Source organism: Chryseobacterium ureilyticum (assembly GCF_900156735.1).
Classification (GTDB): Bacteria; Bacteroidota; Bacteroidia; order Flavobacteriales; family Weeksellaceae; genus Chryseobacterium; species Chryseobacterium ureilyticum.
Map to the genome: position 1 here is coordinate 224,240 of NZ_FTOL01000008.1, position 19,314 is coordinate 243,553.

At 35.1% G+C, this 19,314-nt stretch carries 17 protein-coding genes; 16 read left to right on the plus strand and 1 reads right to left on the minus strand.

Annotated elements, in window-relative coordinates; translation table 11 throughout:
- Positions 1-3: 3 nt before the first annotated feature.
- The 16 genes from BW983_RS19490 (at position 4) to BW983_RS19560 (ending at position 19,034) form a co-directional block, all read left to right on the plus strand.
- Positions 4-933 (plus strand): glycosyltransferase family 2 protein, encoded by a 930-nt coding sequence (locus BW983_RS19490; RefSeq protein WP_076553467.1) that lies wholly within the window; start codon positions 4-6, stop codon positions 931-933.
- Between the two features lies 1 nt (position 934).
- A complete protein-coding gene (locus BW983_RS19495; RefSeq protein ID WP_076553468.1) occupies positions 935-1,711 on the plus strand; it encodes a polysaccharide deacetylase family protein in 777 nt (258 codons plus the stop codon).
- The gene (locus BW983_RS19500) at positions 1,708-2,805 is read left to right on the plus strand and encodes a glycosyltransferase family 4 protein (protein WP_076553469.1); all 1,098 of its coding nucleotides are present in this window, start codon (positions 1,708-1,710) and stop codon (positions 2,803-2,805) included. Before BW983_RS19495 ends, BW983_RS19500 begins: the two co-directional genes overlap by 4 nt.
- Positions 2,806-3,053: 248 nt before the next feature.
- Positions 3,054-3,911, plus strand: a complete 858-nt coding sequence (gene hisG, locus BW983_RS19505) for an ATP phosphoribosyltransferase (protein ID WP_076553470.1) — start codon at positions 3,054-3,056, stop codon at positions 3,909-3,911.
- 15 nt (positions 3,912-3,926) lie between these two features.
- Positions 3,927-5,204 carry a histidinol dehydrogenase gene (hisD, locus tag BW983_RS19510; RefSeq protein ID WP_076553471.1) on the plus strand — a complete coding sequence of 426 codons (1,278 nt, stop codon included), beginning with the start codon at positions 3,927-3,929 and terminating at the stop codon, positions 5,202-5,204.
- A gap of 33 nt (positions 5,205-5,237) precedes the next feature.
- Positions 5,238-6,287 carry a histidinol-phosphate transaminase gene (hisC, locus tag BW983_RS19515; protein WP_228409042.1) on the plus strand — a complete coding sequence of 350 codons (1,050 nt, stop codon included), beginning with the start codon at positions 5,238-5,240 and terminating at the stop codon, positions 6,285-6,287.
- A complete protein-coding gene (hisB, locus tag BW983_RS19520) occupies positions 6,284-7,378 on the plus strand; it encodes a bifunctional histidinol-phosphatase/imidazoleglycerol-phosphate dehydratase HisB (protein ID WP_076553472.1) in 1,095 nt (364 codons plus the stop codon). Before hisC ends, hisB begins: the two co-directional genes overlap by 4 nt.
- 44 nt (positions 7,379-7,422) lie before the next feature.
- Positions 7,423-8,007: an imidazole glycerol phosphate synthase subunit HisH gene (hisH, locus tag BW983_RS19525; RefSeq protein ID WP_076553473.1), complete on the plus strand. Its 585-nt coding sequence runs from the start codon at positions 7,423-7,425 to the stop codon at positions 8,005-8,007.
- Positions 8,004-8,726, plus strand: a complete 723-nt coding sequence (gene hisA / locus BW983_RS19530; protein ID WP_076553474.1) for a 1-(5-phosphoribosyl)-5-[(5-phosphoribosylamino)methylideneamino]imidazole-4-carboxamide isomerase — start codon at positions 8,004-8,006, stop codon at positions 8,724-8,726. Before hisH ends, hisA begins: the two co-directional genes overlap by 4 nt.
- Positions 8,719-9,471, plus strand: a complete 753-nt coding sequence (gene hisF, locus BW983_RS19535) for an imidazole glycerol phosphate synthase subunit HisF (protein ID WP_076553475.1) — start codon at positions 8,719-8,721, stop codon at positions 9,469-9,471. The genes hisA and hisF overlap by 8 nt, the downstream gene beginning before the upstream one ends.
- A complete protein-coding gene (hisIE, locus tag BW983_RS19540) occupies positions 9,468-10,055 on the plus strand; it encodes a bifunctional phosphoribosyl-AMP cyclohydrolase/phosphoribosyl-ATP diphosphatase HisIE (protein ID WP_076553476.1) in 588 nt (195 codons plus the stop codon). The genes hisF and hisIE overlap by 4 nt, the downstream gene beginning before the upstream one ends.
- A gap of 473 nt (positions 10,056-10,528) precedes the next feature.
- Positions 10,529-11,551, plus strand: coding sequence for a hypothetical protein (locus BW983_RS19545; RefSeq protein ID WP_228409043.1), 1,023 nt, complete (start codon positions 10,529-10,531; stop codon positions 11,549-11,551).
- Positions 11,475-11,726 (plus strand): T9SS type A sorting domain-containing protein, encoded by a 252-nt coding sequence (locus BW983_RS24400; protein WP_228409044.1) that lies wholly within the window; start codon positions 11,475-11,477, stop codon positions 11,724-11,726. The genes BW983_RS19545 and BW983_RS24400 overlap by 77 nt, the downstream gene beginning before the upstream one ends.
- Positions 11,727-11,728: 2 nt before the next feature.
- Positions 11,729-15,118, plus strand: coding sequence for a hypothetical protein (locus BW983_RS19550; protein WP_076553477.1), 3,390 nt, complete (start codon positions 11,729-11,731; stop codon positions 15,116-15,118).
- A gap of 3 nt (positions 15,119-15,121) precedes the next feature.
- Entirely contained in the window at positions 15,122-18,601 is a 3,480-nt protein-coding gene (locus tag BW983_RS19555; RefSeq protein WP_084184591.1) for a DUF6443 domain-containing protein, read from the plus strand.
- 4 nt (positions 18,602-18,605) lie between these two features.
- A complete protein-coding gene (locus BW983_RS19560; RefSeq protein WP_076553479.1) occupies positions 18,606-19,034 on the plus strand; it encodes a DUF5958 family protein in 429 nt (142 codons plus the stop codon).
- 52 nt (positions 19,035-19,086) lie between these two features.
- On the opposite strand, the gene BW983_RS24185 is transcribed toward BW983_RS19560, so the two are convergent.
- Positions 19,087-19,314, minus strand: a 228-nt coding sequence (locus BW983_RS24185; protein ID WP_167370013.1) for an XRE family transcriptional regulator, incomplete at its 5' end; no start/stop codon positions are given.

Consider the following 19,314-nt stretch of genomic DNA (forward strand, 5'->3'; position numbering starts at 1 on the left):
AATATGAAAAAAATTTCAATCGTAATTCCCGCCTATAACGAAGAAGGAAACGTTGCCATGATCCATCAGAAAATCAAAGAGGTTTTTGACGGATTAAGTAACTATGACTTTGAAATCATATTTGTGAATGACGGTAGCCGAGACAATACACAACAAAAATTAGAAGAACTTTCCAATACCTATGATGAAGTAAAATTCATCGAATTCTCAAGAAATTTTGGACATCAGCCCGCTGTAAAAGCAGGAATCGATAGTGCTGGAGGAAATGCTGTCATCTCTATGGATGGCGATCTTCAGCATCCACCAAAACTTATTCCCGAAATGATAAAAAAATGGGAAGAAGGGTATGATGTCGTATTTACAGTAAGAACATATCCAAAAGAAATCTCTTACTTTAAAAGAAAAACCTCAGACCTTTTCTATCAGCTTTTATCAAGCTTATCCGATGTAAACCTAACAAAAGGAGGAGGCTCAGACTTTAGATTAATGGATGCCAATGCTGTTGAAGTTATGCGTAAATTCAATGAAGATGACCTATTTCTGAGAGGCTTAACAAGCTGGATGGGATTCAAACAGATAGGAATTGATTTCACTGCCGCAGAAAGAATGTCCGGACAAAGCAGCTATAACCTTAAAAAGATGTTTACCTTTGCCTTTACAGGAATTACAGCATTCAGTGTGAAACCTCTATATTTAGCGGCTTATCTGGGGTTTTTATTCTCAGCACTTTCAATAGTAGGATATGGCACGTATGTTATCCATTCATTTATTGCAAAAACTGAGATCTCAGGTTGGGCATCGTTAATTATGACCATTGTATTCTTTGGAGGATTACAACTGATCATTTTAGGGATCATGGGAATCTATTTAGGTAAAATATTTAAACAGGTGAAAGACAGACCTAATTATATTATTAAAAACAAAAATTTTTAGAATGGTTTTATTGAGTTTTGACATTGAAGAATTTGATATGCCATTAGAATATAAGGGTGAAATCCCCTTTGAAAAGCAAATTTCAATTTCACAGACAGGATTAGAGAGAATTCTTGATATCCTTAAAAAACATAGCGCAAAAGCTACCTTTTTTTCAACAGTAATTTTTGCAGAAAACAGCAAACACCTTATTGAAAGGCTGTTAAATGAGGGGCATGAGCTGGCTTCTCACACTTGGTTTCATTCAGAATTTGAAGAAAAACACCTGAAAGAATCAAGAGAAAAACTGGAAGAATTATTTTCCACCAAAGTGACCGGATTGAGAATGCCAAGAATGATGCCCGTCAACGAAAAAGAAGTTGAAAAAGCAGGCTATTCTTACAATTCATCCATCAATCCTACATTTTTACCGGGAAGATATAATAATTTAAAAGTATCGAGAACCTATTTTAAAGAAGGAAATGTAACGCAAATACCGGCATCTGTGTCTCCGAATTTCAGAGTCCCTTTATTCTGGTTAAGTTTTCATAATTTCCCCTTATCAATCTATAAAAAATTGACTTCCGATGTCCTGAAAAAGGATAAATATCTTAATATCTATTTCCATCCCTGGGAATTTGCAGAGATCAAAGACGAAGCATTCAAATTACCTGGTTTTACTGTAAAAAACTCAGGAAAAGATATGGTGGAAAGATTTGATTCATTTGTAGGCTGGCTGAAAAGTAAAGGACATGTATTTGGGACATTCCAGGAATTTCAAAAACAGATACAACCATGAAGATAGCCTTTGATGCAAAACGTTTTTTCCATAATACATCCGGACTGGGCAATTATTCAAGAGACCTTGTAAGAATTCTTTCCGAGTATGAACCGGAGAATGAATATCTGTTGCTTAATAAGAACAAATCTGAGCGTGGTAAAGATATTCTTGACCGCCCCAATGTTAAATTTATTCCGACTTCAAAAGGAAAGTTCTCCCGTCAGTTTAAGATGGGAAAAGATGCTCAGAAGCAAAATGCAGATATTTTCCATGGTTTATCCGGTGAATTACCTTTAAAATGGGACAAAAAACCTATTAAAAAGATCGTTACCATCCACGATCTGATCTTTGTCAGATATCCGCAGTATTATTCTTTTTTTGACAGAAAAATACACTTTTGGAAGTTTAAAAAAGCAGCTGATATGGCAGATAAAATTATCGCTATTTCAGAACAGACCAAAAGAGATATTATTGACTATTTAAAAGTTCCTGAAACTAAGATTGAAGTTATTTATCAAGGTTGTCACAAGGCTTTTAAAGAAGAGCAGTCTCAAGAATTGATTAAGGAAACTAAAGAGAAATTCAATCTTCCGGAAAGATTTATTCTGAATGTCGGAACCATTGAAGATCGTAAGAATCTTTTGAACGTTGTAAAGGCAATCAACGGAACAAATATTCCTTTGGTGGTAGTAGGAAGAAAAACCAAATATTACCAAAAAATAGAAAGTTTCCTGAAAAAAAATAAGATAGAAAAGCAAGTGCTCTTTTTGGAAGGAGTTTCCATGGATGAACTGGCTGCCATCTATAAACAGGCTGATATTTTTGTGTATCCAAGCTTCTTTGAAGGCTTCGGAATTCCTATTATTGAAGCACTTTTCTCGAAAACTGTAGTGATTACCAGCAATACAAGCTGTCTGCCGGAAGCAGGAGGAAAAGATTCAGTTTATATCGACCCGAAAAATGAGCTTGATATCAGAGCTAAGATCAAATTTCTTTGGGAAAATGAATCCGAGAGAAAACGCCGTGAGGAAAAGGGTTTCGAGTTTGTTCAGAAGTTTAATGATGAACCGATAGCCAAAGAATTGATGAATCTTTATCAAAAAATTATCTGAAAAAACTTTGCATTTTAAAAATAAATCCTACATTTGCATCATAATTCAATACAATGAAACCAATTTTTTTAGCATTACATCATTATTATCATCATCTCTGTTAGGCGGAATTGATTGATATAAGTTTGTGCTAAAATCAAAAATAATTAAAAACCGTCTGAGTAAATAGACGGTTTTTTTGTTTCCTGAATTCACCTCAGAATTTTCAATAGATCAGTTTTTATTTACTCGGGCTCAAAAAAGACGAAATGAGTAAATTAAAAATTGCGATTCAAAAAAGCGGACGACTTTACGAAGAATCTTTACAACTTCTCAAAGATTGCGGAATATTGGTCAATAATGGAAAAGACCAACTGAAAGTTTCCGTAGACAACTTTCCGATGGAAATCATGTACCTTAGAAATTCAGATATTCCTCAGTATCTGGAAGATGGAGTGGTAGATGTTGCCATTGTCGGCGAAAATCTCTTAATCGAAAAACAAAAAAATATTCAGACTGTTGAGAAGCTAGGCTTTTCAAAATGCCGCGTATCCATCGCTGTTCCAAAAGAAATTGAGACCGATGATCCTGCTTATTTTCAAGGGAAAAAGATTGCGACTTCCTACCCAAATACACTTAGAAATTTCTTAAATCAAAAAGGTATTGAAGCCGATATTCACGTTATTTCAGGTTCTGTGGAAATTGCTCCCAATATAGGGTTAGCAGACGGAATCTGTGATATTGTAAGCTCAGGGAGCACCTTGTTTAAAAACGGATTAAGAGAAACGGTTACCTTGCTGAAATCAGAAGCAGTTCTTGCTCAAAATTCACAATTGTTCCCTGAAAAAGCAGCTATTCTTGACAAATTTCTTTTTAGAATTAAAGCAGTTCTGAAAGCAAAGAATTCAAAATATATACTGATGAATGTTCCCAATGACAAGATTCAAAAAGTAGCGAATGTACTTCCGGTGTTAAAAAGCCCTACAGTCATTCCTTTGGCAGAAGAAGGCTGGAGCAGTATTCATTCTGTGATTGATCAGGAGCGATTCTGGGAAGTTATTGATGAACTGAAGGAAAACGGTGCTCAGGATATTCTCATCATTCCAATCGATAAAATGGTTATTTAGAAAAATAATAATAGAATGAAAATATACAGATATCCCACAAAAGACACTTGGTTCGATCTTGTAAAACGTCCAGTGTTAGAACAACAGGAAATTTCAGCATTGATTGCCGGGATTTTTAAAGAAGTTCAATCTAATGGAGATCAGGCTTTAATAGAATTCAATAAAAAGTTTGATAAAGCAGATACTCAAAGTATCAGAATTACTGAAGCAGAAATTGAAATTGCTGAAAATCAAATTAGTGATGATCTGAAAAAAGCAATTCAGAAAGCGAAAGAGAATATTTCCAAATTTCACAGTTCCCAGATTTCGGATATTTCTAAAATTGAAACAACAAAAGGTGTTGTTTGCTGGAGAGAAAACCGTGCAGTAGAAAGTGTGGGAATCTATATTCCCGGGGGAACAGCTCCTTTATTTTCGACAGTATTAATGCTGACTGTACCTGCAAATCTGGCAGGATGTAAAGAGATTGTTCTTTGTACACCACCGGATAAAGACGGCAATATTAATCCAGCTATTTTGTATACAGCAAAACTTTGCGGAATTACGAAACTATTTAAAACTGGTGGAGCTCAAGCCATCGCAGCCATGACTTTAGGCACAGAAAGTGTTCCAAGAGTTTATAAAATTTTCGGTCCGGGAAATCAGTTTGTGGTGGCAGCAAAAGAATATGCTCAACGTTATGGAGTTGCTATCGATATGCCTGCAGGACCAAGTGAAGTTCTTGTCATAGCTGATGAAAATGCCGTCCCGGAATTCTGTGCAGCAGATCTTCTTTCACAGGCAGAACACGGAAGTGATAGCCAGGTTGTGTTTCTTACCACAAGTCTTAAAGTACTTAATGAGACGATTGGTTCTGTTGAACAACAAATCAAAGACTTACCTAGAAATGAAATGGCAGGGAAATCACTTGGGAATAGCAATTTTATATTGTTGAATAGTCTTGAGGAAGCTTTAGAATTCAGTAATCTGTATGCTCCGGAACACCTTATTTTAGCGATCAGCGATTTTGAAAAATATATTCCGATGGTTCAGAATGCAGGGTCCGTTTTCCTTGGAAATTATTCCTGTGAGAGTGCCGGAGATTATGCCAGCGGAACCAATCACACACTTCCTACCAATGCTTATGCAAAAAATTACAGCGGAGTTTCTCTGGACAGTTTTGTGAAGAAAATTACATTCCAGCATTTATCAAAAGAAGGGTTAGAGAATTTAGGTAAAACAATAGAAATCATGGCAGAAGCAGAAGGGCTGCTGGCTCACAAAAATGCAGTATCAATACGCCTGAAATCTTAAAATCAGGCACTTGAGAAGAAAACATTATTTAAAATGAATATCAATACAATGAACAATACAACAATTAATATCAATAGTTTAGTAAGAGAAAATATCCTGAAATTACAGCCTTACATCAGTTTCAGAGATCACAATGAATTCAATACACCTACATTTCTGGACGCCAATGAAAGTCCCTTCGGTGAATGTAACCGTTACCCGGATTCTACTCAGAAAATACTTAAAAACAAACTAGCAGACCTTAAAAATGTCTCTCCCAAGCAGATTGCAGTAGGAAACGGAAGCGATGAGCTGATTGATTTGATCATTAAAATATTCTGTGAGCCTAAAAAAGATTCTATCCTGATGATGAATCCTTCTTTTGCGATGTACGGATTTTATGCTACCATCAATGAAAACAAGGTGTTGCAAATAAATTTAGATGAAAATTTCGAGATTGTAAAGGATGATTTCCTGAAGATTACTCAGGAAAATTCACCCAAAGTCTTCTTTTTATGTTCTCCCAATAACCCTACGGGAAACAGTACGGAAGATATTGAGTTTTACTTGCAGAACTTCAATGGAATTGTAGTAGTAGACGAAGCTTATATCGAGTTTTCAGGTAAAAAATCAAGTTTAGAACTTCTGGATCAGTATCCTAATCTGATTGTTCTTCAAACCTTTTCAAAAGCTTGGGGAATTGCTGGAGCAAGAGTAGGAATGGCTTATGCTTCTGAGGAAATTATTAAGCTGATTAATACGGTAAAGGCACCTTATAATGTGAATGTATTAAGCCAAGAACTGATTCTTAACAGTCTTAATGAAAACAAACTTGAAGAAAATGTAAACAAAATCTTAGCAGAAAGAGCATGGCTTCAGGATCAGCTTAAAACGATTGATTGCATTGAGAAGGTATTTCCAACAGATGCTAATTTCTTTTTAATCAAAATGAAAAATGTGAGCAATGTATATGAGCAGATGTTGAAACAGGAAATCTTAACAAGCAGAAGAGACCCTGCTATTTCAGGTTGTATCAGAATCAATATTGGAAACCGTCAGGAAAACGAAAAATTAGTTAATCTTTTACAAAACGTCATCCTATGAAAAAAGTATTGTTTATAGACAGAGACGGAACTTTGATTATCGAGCCACCTACAGATTTTCAGGTAGATTCATTGGAGAAGCTAGAGTTTTATCCTGGAGTCTTCGGAAATCTTTCAAAAATAGCAAATGAGCTGGATTATGAACTGGTTATGGTGACCAATCAGGATGGTTTGGGAACGGATAGTTTTCCTTTTGAAGATTTTATCAAACCTCATGAAAAAATGATTAAAGCGTTTGAAAATGAAGGTGTCATTTTTAGTAATATTTTGATTGATAAAAGCTTTGAACATGAAAATTTATCTACCAGAAAACCGGGAACAGGAATGATGGGAAAGTATATGTATGGGAACTATGATCTGGAAAATTCGTATGTAATCGGAGATCGAGATACAGATATTCAACTTGCTAAAAACTTGGGAACTAAATCTATTTTTCTAAACAAAAATTTTAATGAAGAAGCTGATCTTGTAACAACCAGCTGGAATGAAATTTACCAGTTTCTAAAAGCCGGAATGAGAACAGCAAAAGTCTACAGAAGGACCAACGAAACAGAAATAGAAGTTGAAGTAAATCTTGATGGAAAAGGAAGATCCGAAATCTCAACAGGACTTCACTTTTTTGATCACATGCTGGACCAGATTGCAAGACACGGAAACATAGATTTGAAGGTCAAAGTAAATGGCGATCTTAAGGTTGATGAGCACCACACGATTGAAGATACGGGAATTGTATTGGGAGAAGCTATTGTAAAAGCATTAGGAAAGAAAAAAGGAATTGAAAGATATGGTTTTTTACTCCCGATGGACGATTGTCTGTCACAGGTTGCGATTGATTTTGGAGGAAGATCATGGCTGGTTTGGGATGCTGAATTTAAAAGAGAGAAAATAGGAGATATGCCGACGGAAATGTTCTTTCACTTTTTCAAATCCTTTACAGATTCTTCAAAGTCTAATGTAAATATTAAAGCAGAAGGTGATAACGAGCACCACAAAATAGAGTCTGTTTTCAAAGCATTTGCAAAAGCTGTTAAAATGGCAGTTAATCAATCAGATGCGAACTATAGTTTACCTTCAACAAAAGGAAGCTTGTAAGGAAATCGGTAATTCTTAACCATTTATAACAACTTTTAAAATTTATGATTGCCATAATAAAATATAACGGCGGTAATGTGAACTCAGCACAAAATGCACTGAACAAACTCAATGTAAAGTCTATGATTACCGATGATCCGGAGCAGATCTTAAACGCTGAAAAAGTAATCTTTCCCGGTGTAGGCGAAGCTTCTTCTACAATGAAACTTTTAAAGAAAAAAGGGCTTGATGTACTTATTCCTACTTTAAAACAGCCTGTGCTGGGAATATGCCTTGGAATGCAGCTGATGTGTAAAGGAAACGAAGAAGGAAATACAGAAGGATTGGGGATTTTTGATATTAACGTTAAAAAATTTCCTCCTTTAGACCTTGTTCCTCATATGGGTTGGAATACTGTTTCAGTAAAGAAAAATTTGATGTTTTCAGGTATTGAGCCTGATGATGATGTGTATTTTGTGCATAGTTATTACTGTGAGTTATCAGAATTTACAACTTCTGTATGTGATTATATTTTGCCGTTCAGTGCCTCTTTGCAGAAGGAAAATTTTTATGCCATGCAGTTTCACCCGGAAAAGTCGGGGCGTATAGGAAGTCAGATGTTAAACAATTTTATAAACTTATCATCATGAAAATTATTCCGGCTATTGATATTATTGAGGGTAAATGTGTGCGTTTATCAAAAGGAGATTACAGCACAAAGAAAATATATAATGAAGATCCTGTGGAAGTTGCAAAAGAATTTGAGGATCACGGAATTCAGTTTCTTCATTTGGTAGATCTTGACGGGGCAAAATCAAAACATATTGTGAATCAGAAGGTATTGGAGAATATTGCTCAATCCACTTCGTTGAATATTGATTTTGGAGGCGGGCTGAAGACTCAGGAGGATATAGAAACGGCTTTTAGTTCTGGGGCAAAGCAGATTACGTTGGGAAGTATTGCGGTTCAGGACCCTCATTTTTGTTATGAGGTAATTAAAAGATACGGTTCAGAAAAGATTATTCTGGGATCGGACTGTGATCATAGAAAGATTAAAACTTCGGGCTGGCTGGAAGAAAGTAATCGGGATGTAATTGATTTTATTTTGGATTATCAAAAAAACGGTATTCAAACAACAATCTGTACAGATATTGCCAAAGACGGAATGCTGGAAGGACCTTCAACGGGTTTATATATTGAAATTTTATTTAAAACTTCAGTTCAACTGATTGCAAGTGGAGGAATCTCAGGGATCAAAGACGTCTATAAAATGAAAGATATCGGATGTTCCGGGACTATTATCGGGAAAGCAATTTATGAGGGGAAAATAAGCCTCCAACAACTTCAAAATTTTATTGAAAATGCTTAAAAAAAGAATTATTCCATGTTTGGATATTAAAGATGGAAGTACGGTAAAGGGAATCAACTTTGAAGGTCTTAAAAATGCCGGAGATCCTATAGAACTGGCTAAGAAATATGAACAGGAAGGTGCTGATGAACTGGTTTTCCTTGATATTACTGCAACACTGGAAAACAGAAAGACATTTGTAGAACTGGTAAGAGATATTGCCAAAGAACTCAGCATTCCATTTACTGTAGGAGGTGGAATAAGCTCTATTGAAGATGTCAGAAAACTTCTGGAAGCAGGAGCAGATAAAATAAGCATCAATTCTTCCGCAGTAAAAGATCCGAAATTGATTTCAGACTTAGCCAATGAATTTGGAAGCCAGTGTGTCGTTGTTGCGATTGATACAAAACAAGTGGGAGAAGTAGACCTCGTTCACATCAAAGGCGGAAGAGAAGCCACAGAACTTACTACGGTGGAATGGGCAAAACAAGCAGAAGCACTGGGTGCCGGTGAGATTCTTTTAACTTCAATGGATGGAGACGGGACTAAAAAAGGTTTTGATCTAAGAATTACAAAATTGGTGTCAGATAATATTACAATTCCGGTCATTGCTTCCGGAGGTGCAGGAAGTGTAAATGATTTTATTAAAGTATTTAATGAAACAAGAGCTACAGGTGCATTGGCAGCCAGTGTTTTCCATTTTAATGAAATTGGTGTTCAGGATTTAAAACAACAGTTAAAAACTCAAAAAATAAATGTACGATGAAAATTAATTTTAGTAAAGATAACGGGCTTGTTCCTGTAATAATTCAGGATAACAGAACGTTGCAGATTCTCATGTTGGGTTATATGAACGAAGAAGCTTTTGAGAAAACAAAACGAGAAGAAATAGTAACTTTTTTCAGTCGTTCCAAAAACAGATTATGGACAAAAGGAGAAGAATCGGGTAATTTTCTTACGGTTAAAAGTATAGATATAGACTGTGATCAGGATACGGTTTTAATTAAAGTTATTCCAAAGAATGTTGTTTGTCATACAGGAAGTTTCAGCTGCTTCGGTGGAAAAAGTGACAAAGGTTTCTTATACGAATTGGAAGAGAAAATTTCTCAAAGGATAAATGACAAAATAGAGGAATCCTATACGTATTCACTCTATCAGCGCGGGATCAATAAAATAGCACAAAAAGTAGGAGAAGAAGCGGTAGAACTCGTGATTGAAGCTAAAGATAATAATGATGAACTTTTTAAAAATGAAGCTGCAGATTTACTCTATCACTTTTTGATTTTACTGAAAACAAAAGGATTTTCACTTCAAAATATTGAAGAGATTCTTCAAACCAGAAATAAATGAACCTTTGAAATTTTTCAAAGGTTTTTTTTGTGCAAGAAAATGATGCGTCAGGTTTTGTCGTATTGTTATGATATTTTTACAGATAATTAAATGAAAGATTGGGTTAAAGTTGCAAAATGATTGATTTTTATTTGTATTAGTGATTATTGTACGTGTTTAAATGGTTATTTTCGCAAAAACTAGTAAATCTATTTTTAAAATTAAACAACCACCATGAAAATAAAAAATGATTTTGGTATCCGCTGGATATCATATGCCTATCTTTTAGTACAATATACCCTCTCATTTTTTGATATTTCTATACAAATAAAGAATAATATTGATTTTTTTTGAATTTAAATCATCTAATTAGTACTTAATATTGAATTTGTTTCATAAAACAGATGATATTATGTTCTATGTTAAGCAATTGTAGTCAGCATATTGCCTGATACTTTCTTAAACTACTAATTTCCAATACTTAAAATATAAACATGAAGAAACTTTATACGAGTGCATTTCTTGTATGCACAATTCTGAGCACTTCTGCTCAGGAAGTTCTCTGGCAAAAAGATATCAAATCCTCTACTCAGGATTTCTTAAGCCAGGTAACGACAACCATCGATCAGCAATATCTTATCACAGGAAGTTCTATACAAAGTGATAAGTTGCAGGCTACAGACAATAAGCAGAACAACGGCTACGATTTCCATTTGATTAAACTGAACCAACAAGGTGAGCAGGCATGGGAAAAGTATTTCTCAGGACAAAACCACGATTATTTATCAGCAACCGTCACGACGCAAGATGGAGGATTCCTTTTGGCAGGAACTTCTTATTCAGGAAAAGGACTGGATAAAAAAGATGAAGCAAAAGGCGGATCGGATATCTGGCTGATCAGAATCAATGAATTTGGGGATGAATTATGGCAGAAAACCTTGGGAAGCTCTTCCGATGAAGAAGCGAGAGCGGTTATCCAAACTATGGATCAGGGCTTTATGGTAGCAGGAAATGTCCAAAACTCAGCAAAAGGTTATGGTTCTAAAGATGTATTGATTATTAAGCTTGATAAAGACGGTAAAGAAATCTCACAAATTATTCTTGGCGGAAAAGGTCTGGATGAAGTAGAGAAAATGATTCCTACCAGAGATGGTGGAGCTTTATTGGGAATTTACTCAAGAAGTTCCGAGGTTAAGGATTCAGGCTCCAAAACAGGTGATCCTGCTACCTCCAAAATCAGCCAGATGCCAAAAGCCAGCAGCAATTTCGGGGAAGGAGATTACTGGATCGTAAAATTGGACAAAAACGGCAAAGTAGAATGGGAAAAAAACTATGGTGGAAAAGAAGATGATCACCTCAGAACCCTTGCTTTAACTTCCAATGGTTATGTTATCGGTGGAGAATCCAGATCAGATAGATCAGGAAACAAAACAGTAGGAATTGAAGAAGGAACAGACCGACATCAAAATCTATCCAAATCCAGTTACAGATTATGCTTATGTAGAAATCGGTTTTGATTTTAAAGAAGGTGAAATTATGCTGTATGATATGGGCGGCAGACAATTACAAAACCTGAAAACGAAGAATAGAGTGACTAAGATTAATACCCAGACTTTGGTTCAGGGAGCTTATCTGATTACTATAAAAACTAATGATAACAAAACAGCGAATGCGAAGCTGATCAAAAAATAACCATGAGAAAGAATATAATACTTGTAGCTTCATTATTGGCTGCTCAGGTTTTTTATGCCCAATTGGGAAATAAACTAAGTGATGATAAATATCTTCCGAATATGACTCCACCATCTCCAAATGCTTATTCTTTGGGTAATTTTGGAAATCTGGAGGTGGGAGAATTCACAGGAACTCCTAATATCAATATTCCCTTATTACAATTTAAAGGCAAAGGATTAAGTACAGATTTATCATTATCTTATACTTCAGGTGGAATAAAAGTAGATGAAAAGGACGGACAATTTGGCTTAGGCTGGACACTGGTTACAGGTGGAGTTATTAACAGGATAGTTCGTAATAAGGATGATTTTATGGATCGTCAATTATTAGCTCCCGAAAATCTGAATGGAGGACCTTCTGACCCTAGGGTCGCACAATTTTTCTATGATGCAGGTAACTCGGGAAAGGATACTGAGGCAGATCTTTTTTCCTTTAGCGCAGGGAATATTAGTGGACAGTTTGTAATTAATAGGAAAGGTGAAATTGAATTATTAACTAAGGATGATATAAAAATTAATATACAATATGATGTAGAGCATAATCCTTATTTTATAATGAAGGATTCTAAAGGGACTACTTATTATTTTACGGCAGTTGAAAAAACTTCTACGAGCTCAGTGGGTGGAGGCGTACATGGTGCAACCACATTAGCAGTAACAGGATGGTTTTTGACAAAAACAGAAGATACCAATGGAGAGCAGATCATATTTGAATATGAAGATGATGGACCAAGTTATACTATGTCAAAATCACAATTATTATCTTATTCCGATCCCCCATCACAAGCTTATTGTGAGAATGCAGAAAATGGAATGACTCGTGTAAGATACTATACCAGCCCACCAGCATTAGGACCTATTATAAATAACAATATAAGTATTGATGGAAAAAGACTCAAAAGAATAATAAGTAATAGAACTAGTGAAAAGATAGAATTTAGTGCTAATATGGGTGAATCAATAATAACCCATTATGATAACTCCAATATTATAGAGCAGCTTACTTTTAAGTTTGACAAAACAGCTAATGAAAGGCTATTTCTAAAATCTATAAGTTCATTTAGTAAAGGAAAAGATTATAGTTTTGAATATATACAACCTAATGCTTTTCCTCCAAGATTATCTTTTTCTCAGGATCATTGGGGATATTTTAACGGTAAATCAAATTCAAACATTATTCCTAAGAACATAAATTATGCCTTTAGTAATGATTATGCTGGAGCTGATAAAAATCCTGATCCGTCTACATCAGTATATGGGGTTTTAAAGAAAGTAATTTATCCTACCAAAGGATGGACATCTATAGAATATGAACCTAATACTTATTATGGAAGTGAGATGATATATCCAAATCCTATAGATGTTCGTGAAGGACTTGTTCTTACAAGTGATGATTTTGAACTTTCTAAAACATTTGAAATTCAGCCTGCAGTTGATCAGAGTATAGTTATACAAGGATATGGAACATTTAACTCTATTGATTGTCGTCGTGAACCAGATATGGGGACCCGCCATAGGATAGATTTAAGTATTAGAGACCTTACTACCAATAGACTTGTTAGTATGGTTTCATCAGGTTCTAATGGAAATACAACAGGCATTGGAAGCTTTACTGGTGTTTATTTTTCAAGAGGAAATCCCAATTATTATAGTTTTTTTGCTGAAGCTGGGCATACCTATCAGTTTAAGATGTCTGCAAACTGGCAATGTACCAATGGTAGTGTATCTTTGAAATATGTTAATCAGATTCCTACGGAAGTTCAAAAAAATATTGTGGTAGGTGGGAACCGTGTTGCCAAAATGATTGATTTTGATGGGAATCAACAGTCTATAAGAAGATATTATTATGGACCCAAGAATAATCTAAATCAATCTTCAGGAGATAAAGGATTAACACCATTCTATAGAGATTTTAGAAAATGGGAGCCTCCTTGTACTACAGGATTAATGCCTCCATTACGTGAGGCTATCATTACGTCATCAAGTATTTACCCTTTATTCAATAGTGGAAGAAGTAATGTTTATTATAAATATGTAACAACCAGCTTTGGGGGTGATAACTTTGAAAAAGGAGGGGTTGAAAAAGAATTTACAGTGAAAAGAGATTATTGGGGAAATCAAATTTTTGGTTCCGAGCATGTCGGATCTGCACCATGGACAAACTTTGGATGGAATAATGGATATCTGAAGACTGAGAAATTTTTTGATAATCAAGGGAATACACTTAAGATAAATGATTATTTATGGGAAAAGAAGAATGTAACGGATAATAAATCATATTATGTACGAAAAAATTACAGCCCTAATCATCCGAAAAATCCTGTATATACTTGTACCAGCGAAGATATTGTAAGACCAGATAATGGTTTCTATTGGAAATGTAAATCAGATCATCGACATTTCATGAACGTTTCTAATTGGAAATGTGTAGCATTTGGTGCAGATAATGAAGAAGTACCTTTTGCTAATCCTTGCTATCAGCAGCCTTTAGGAAAACAGATTGTACATTCCTTAGCCTTAGAAAACCTAGACATTGTCGAGTACAATAATATTTCATACCAGAAATACCTAAAAAGTGTTACTACTACAGACTATGTAAATAATCAACCAATGAAATCTACAATTACTGAAAATGCATATGACAGTAATCTTCACTATCAGCAAACTTCCAAAAAGGTAACCCATTTGGATAATAGTATTACAGAAAACGGATACCAGTACGCTCATGAAAAAGGAAATCAAAGGTTAATCAATGCTAATATGGTTGGAATTCCATTAGAAACGTCTACAACAGAAAGAAGAAATGTCAATGATATTCCTGGGAAAATAACTTCAAAAGTAGAGACAAAGTATGCTGACCAAGTCCTATTATTACCCACTTCGATAGTATCTACTGATTTACAAAATGTTGCCAAAACAGAAATCACTTATGACAAATATGATGATAAAGGTAATCTTCAACAGTATACTACCAAAGACGGTATTTCTACAGTGATTATCTGGGGATATAATAGTACATATCCAATTGCCAAAATAGATAATATCAGATATTCAGATGTTTCCCAATCACTCATTAATGCTCTTGTAAATGCTTCTAATCTTGATGCTTCGGCGGGTAAAAATAATGATGAAACGGATTTATTGAATGCTTTTAATACATTCAGAAGCGGGCTGTCCCGTAATCAGGTTACAACTTATACCTATGATCCTCTGATAGGTGTAAGAAGTATCACCCCACCATCAGGAATAAGAGAATTATATCTTTATGATTCCGCAAACAGGCTTGAGAAAGTAGTGGATGTGGATGGAAAAGTGCTTAAGGAAATGAAGTACAACTATAAAAACCAATAACCGATGAAAAAACTCATAATTCCCATAGCATTTCTGATGTTGGGGACTGTAAAAGCACAGGTATCCAACACAGAAAACTATATTCAAACAAAAATGTATCTGGATTATAATGGAAGTGGGGCTACAAAAACCTCTGAAACGATTCAATATTTTGACGGACTCGGCAGACCTAAGCAGGTCATTGGTGTAAAAGCTTCTCCACAAGGAAAAGATGTTGTGACTCATATCGAATACGACCCGTTTGGAAGACAGGTAAAAGATTTTCTTCCCATTCCTCAATCAGGAACGCAGTCAGGCGGAATTTATACCTCACCTCTGGGGAATGCTTCTTCTATCTATGGTGGAGAGAAAATCTATTCTGAAAAAGCATTGGAGAAGTCTCCTTTGGACAGAATCCAGCAACAGATTCAGGTAGGAAATGACTGGACAGGAAAACCTGTTAAATTTGACTATGATGCCAATATTGATGGAGAAGTTATAAAAATGTTCACCACTACCACCTGGGAAAATGGAGCTACAAAATCAACCATTGAATATGGTGGAATGTATGGAGCAGGACAATTGTATAAAAACATCATTACCGATGAAGACGGCAACAAAACCATTGAATTCAAAAATGGAAAGGGGCAAGTTCTTGTTATAAGAAAAGTTTTAAGCGGGACAGAAAATGCAGATACTTATTATGTATATAACGAATATGACCAGTTAGCATGGATAATTCCACCTATGCTATCCAAGAAGGTTCATTGGCAATGGGATGATCAGGAGGCATTAGCCTACCAATATCGTTATGATGGCAGAGGGAGACTTGTAGAAAAGAAGCTTCCGGGCAAAGGCTGGGAATTTATGGTGTATGACAAAGCCGATAGACTTATCATGACTCAAGATGCTAATATGCGAGAGAAGAATAAATGGCTGATTACTAAATATGAATCATTGGGAAGAGTTGCTTATACTGGGATTATTGGAGGAGGAAGCAGAACAAGTATGCAGTCTCAGGCAGAAAACCTTATCATCGTAGAGGGAAGAAGTGGTTCAGGATTTACTAAAAACGGGATGCAGATTCAATATAGTAATGGATATTTTGTTGATATTGAAACCATTTTAAGTATCAATTATTATGATACTTATCCCAACTATGATTTTAATCCCTCTCTTCCAGTGGAACCAATTCTCACAGGTTCTCCATCACCAGAGGGAAGAAGTACCAAAGGTCTTCCTGTCATGAGCTTTGTTAAAAATATTGAGGATGACAGTTGGACAAAGAATTATACTTATTATGATTTGAAAGGTAGAGTCATCGGAACCCATTCTATCAATCACTTGGGAGGATATACCCGAACAGAATCCAAGCTTGATTTTGCAGCAGTTCCTCAAATTGTTGTTACAAAACACAAAAGGCTGACTACGGATACTGAAAAAGTGATCACCGAGACTTTTACTTATGATCATCAGAACAGGCTCTTGGTGCATAAACACAAGATAGATTCCAATCCTGAAGAAATTCTTGCTCAGAATGATTATAATGAACTCTCACAGCTTACTACTAAAAAAGTAGGTGGAATCAGTTTTGGATCACCATTACAGACCATTAATTATCAGTATAATATCAGAGGGTGGATGACGCAGATCAATGACCCCGCTAATCTGAATGGAAAGTTATTTGGATATGCTATGCGTTATAATAATCCCATTAATACAGGATATGCTCCTGCTCAATATAATGGTAATATATCAGAGATTGAGTGGAAAACATCGAATGATAATATATTGAAAAGATATTCTTATAGCTATTATCCACATAATAAATTGATGTTTGGACATTATTCAGAACCTTTTGCAACGGTACCTCAAAGCAATTTATATGGTGAATATCTTGAATACGACCTGAACGGAAATATTACCTTACTATCCCGAAATGGTAGAAATATATCCTCTGGATTGGCTGAGCATATTGATGAGTTGCATTATACATATGATGGAAACAAACTTTTGACCATAACAGATGCTAAACAGAACTATTCAGGATATCCTGGGGGTGGTAATATAATTGGTTATGATGTCAATGGGAATATGATAAATCATTTAGATAAAGGAATTGATATAATTAAATATAATTTTCTGAATCTCCCTTTCTCTGTAACAAAGAATGGAAATAAAAGCCCTTTTGGGAGTATCAGTTCTTATTTATACAGTGCAGATGGAACCAAACTTAAAAAAGGATATTCATATTATCAGAGAGACTGGATGGGAAATACCAGCCTTAAACAATCTGTTACTGAATATCTGAATGGATTTCAGTATGTCTTGGATGGTTCTGGGATAATTTGTTTTGATTGTGCTCCACCTTTACCAAGGTTACAGTTTGTTCCTACTTCAGAAGGGTATTTTGATTTTGTTAAAAATAAGTATATTTACAATTATACAGATCATCTAGGAAGTATCCGTTTGAGTTATTTCCATAATGGAAGTGGAGTAGAAGTTCTAGAAGAAAATAATTATTATCCTTTTGGATTGAAGCATGAAGGGTATAATAATTTAGCTGGAAGTCGTGCTTATAATTATAAGTACAATGGAAAGGAGCTGCAGGAGACGGGAATGTATGATTATGGCGCGAGGATGTATATGGCGGATTTAGGAAGATGGGGCGTGGTAGATCCTTTAAGTGAAACCTCGAGGCGATGGTCTACTTATGCTTATGCTTTTAATAATCCTATTAGATTTATCGATCCGGATGGAAGACAAGGAACAGACTGGGTGCATAACAGAGAGACGAATCAGATTTATTGGAATAATGATGCTACAAGTCAGGCTACAGCCGGAGCTAATGAAACCTATCTTGGAAAATCTGGGACATATACAACTCAGGATGGTTCTACAACTGCATTAAATTCTGATCGCTCTTATACTAATAATTCTTTGTTAGGAGGAATGGGAGTAATGAATAATTTAGATCCGTTAATCCAAGCGGGAGATTCTGCATCAGCAATGAGTGTTGCAGCTTTTGGAACTCCTAATGACGGTTCTTATATAAGAGAAACACCATCATTAAATACTGCAGAGGGAGCTTTTGCTAATCCTGCCTCACAATTAGCTTCTACTATGTTAACAGCAATGCAGGAAGCGCCATTAGCTGTTGCTCCAGAATTAATAGCAGCTAAGTTTTTTAGAGGAGCAAAAACTGTTGAAAAAGTTGCTGAAACTTCGGTATTAACTGCAGGAGAAACATTAAGAATTGAAAATGCAGCTACAAGAATTAATAAACCTATTACTGTAGTTGGTAGTAGAGCAAATGGTACAGCTGGTGCTTATTCTGACTGGGATTATGTGATAGAAGGTGGTTTAAATAGTAGAAATTGGTCTAAGATTAAGAATTCCATACCAGGAGCAAAATCTACGATAGATAATACCCCAAGAAATATCGATATTTTTACTGGCTCTGTAAATAAATCCAAGCCACATATAACAATTAACCCTCGATAAAATCATGAAAATTGAACAAGAAATAATGCTTAATAAATATGGGCAGGGAATTATTACTCATGAACCTTTAGTAAGCTTATTTATAGAAATGAATACCTCTGAACAAAATAGTTTTATGAATGACTTTTTGTTTGTTATAATGCAATCTAAGCCATTGAATGAAGATATAGAAAAAGCTATTGGAGGAAGCGGATTAAAACCGACTTTTACACCATGTACCCTACTTAAAAAAGGAGTTGATAATAATAATCTTAAAAAAATTATCCAATTACCAGAAAATGAAAAATTTAAAAGCTTCAGATTACTTCTTGAACTTTATAAAATTGCCTACCAAAGACGATTTGAAATAGAAAAAAATCATCCAAATAAATGGTGGTATTGGGATTTAACCAATCCAGATATTGAGAATAAAATTTATAGTTTGTACAGTTAATTTAATCTGAACTAAAAATACCAAAGCCACTCTTTTGAGTGGCTTTGTTGTTTTATAAAATGCTTTGCAGCTTAGTTTGTTTGAGAAATGCATCCAGGAGAGCGAAGACGTGTTGTCTATCGTTCTCTTTTAGTTTTTGGATATCGAGGATTTTAGAGATAATATTTTTATCCAGTAGAATATCCGTAGATCCTACGAGATAATCCAGAGACGCTTCTTGGGTTTCTACCAATTGTGAGGTTACCTCAATAGAGCATCTTACTTCCATTGTCGGCTTTGC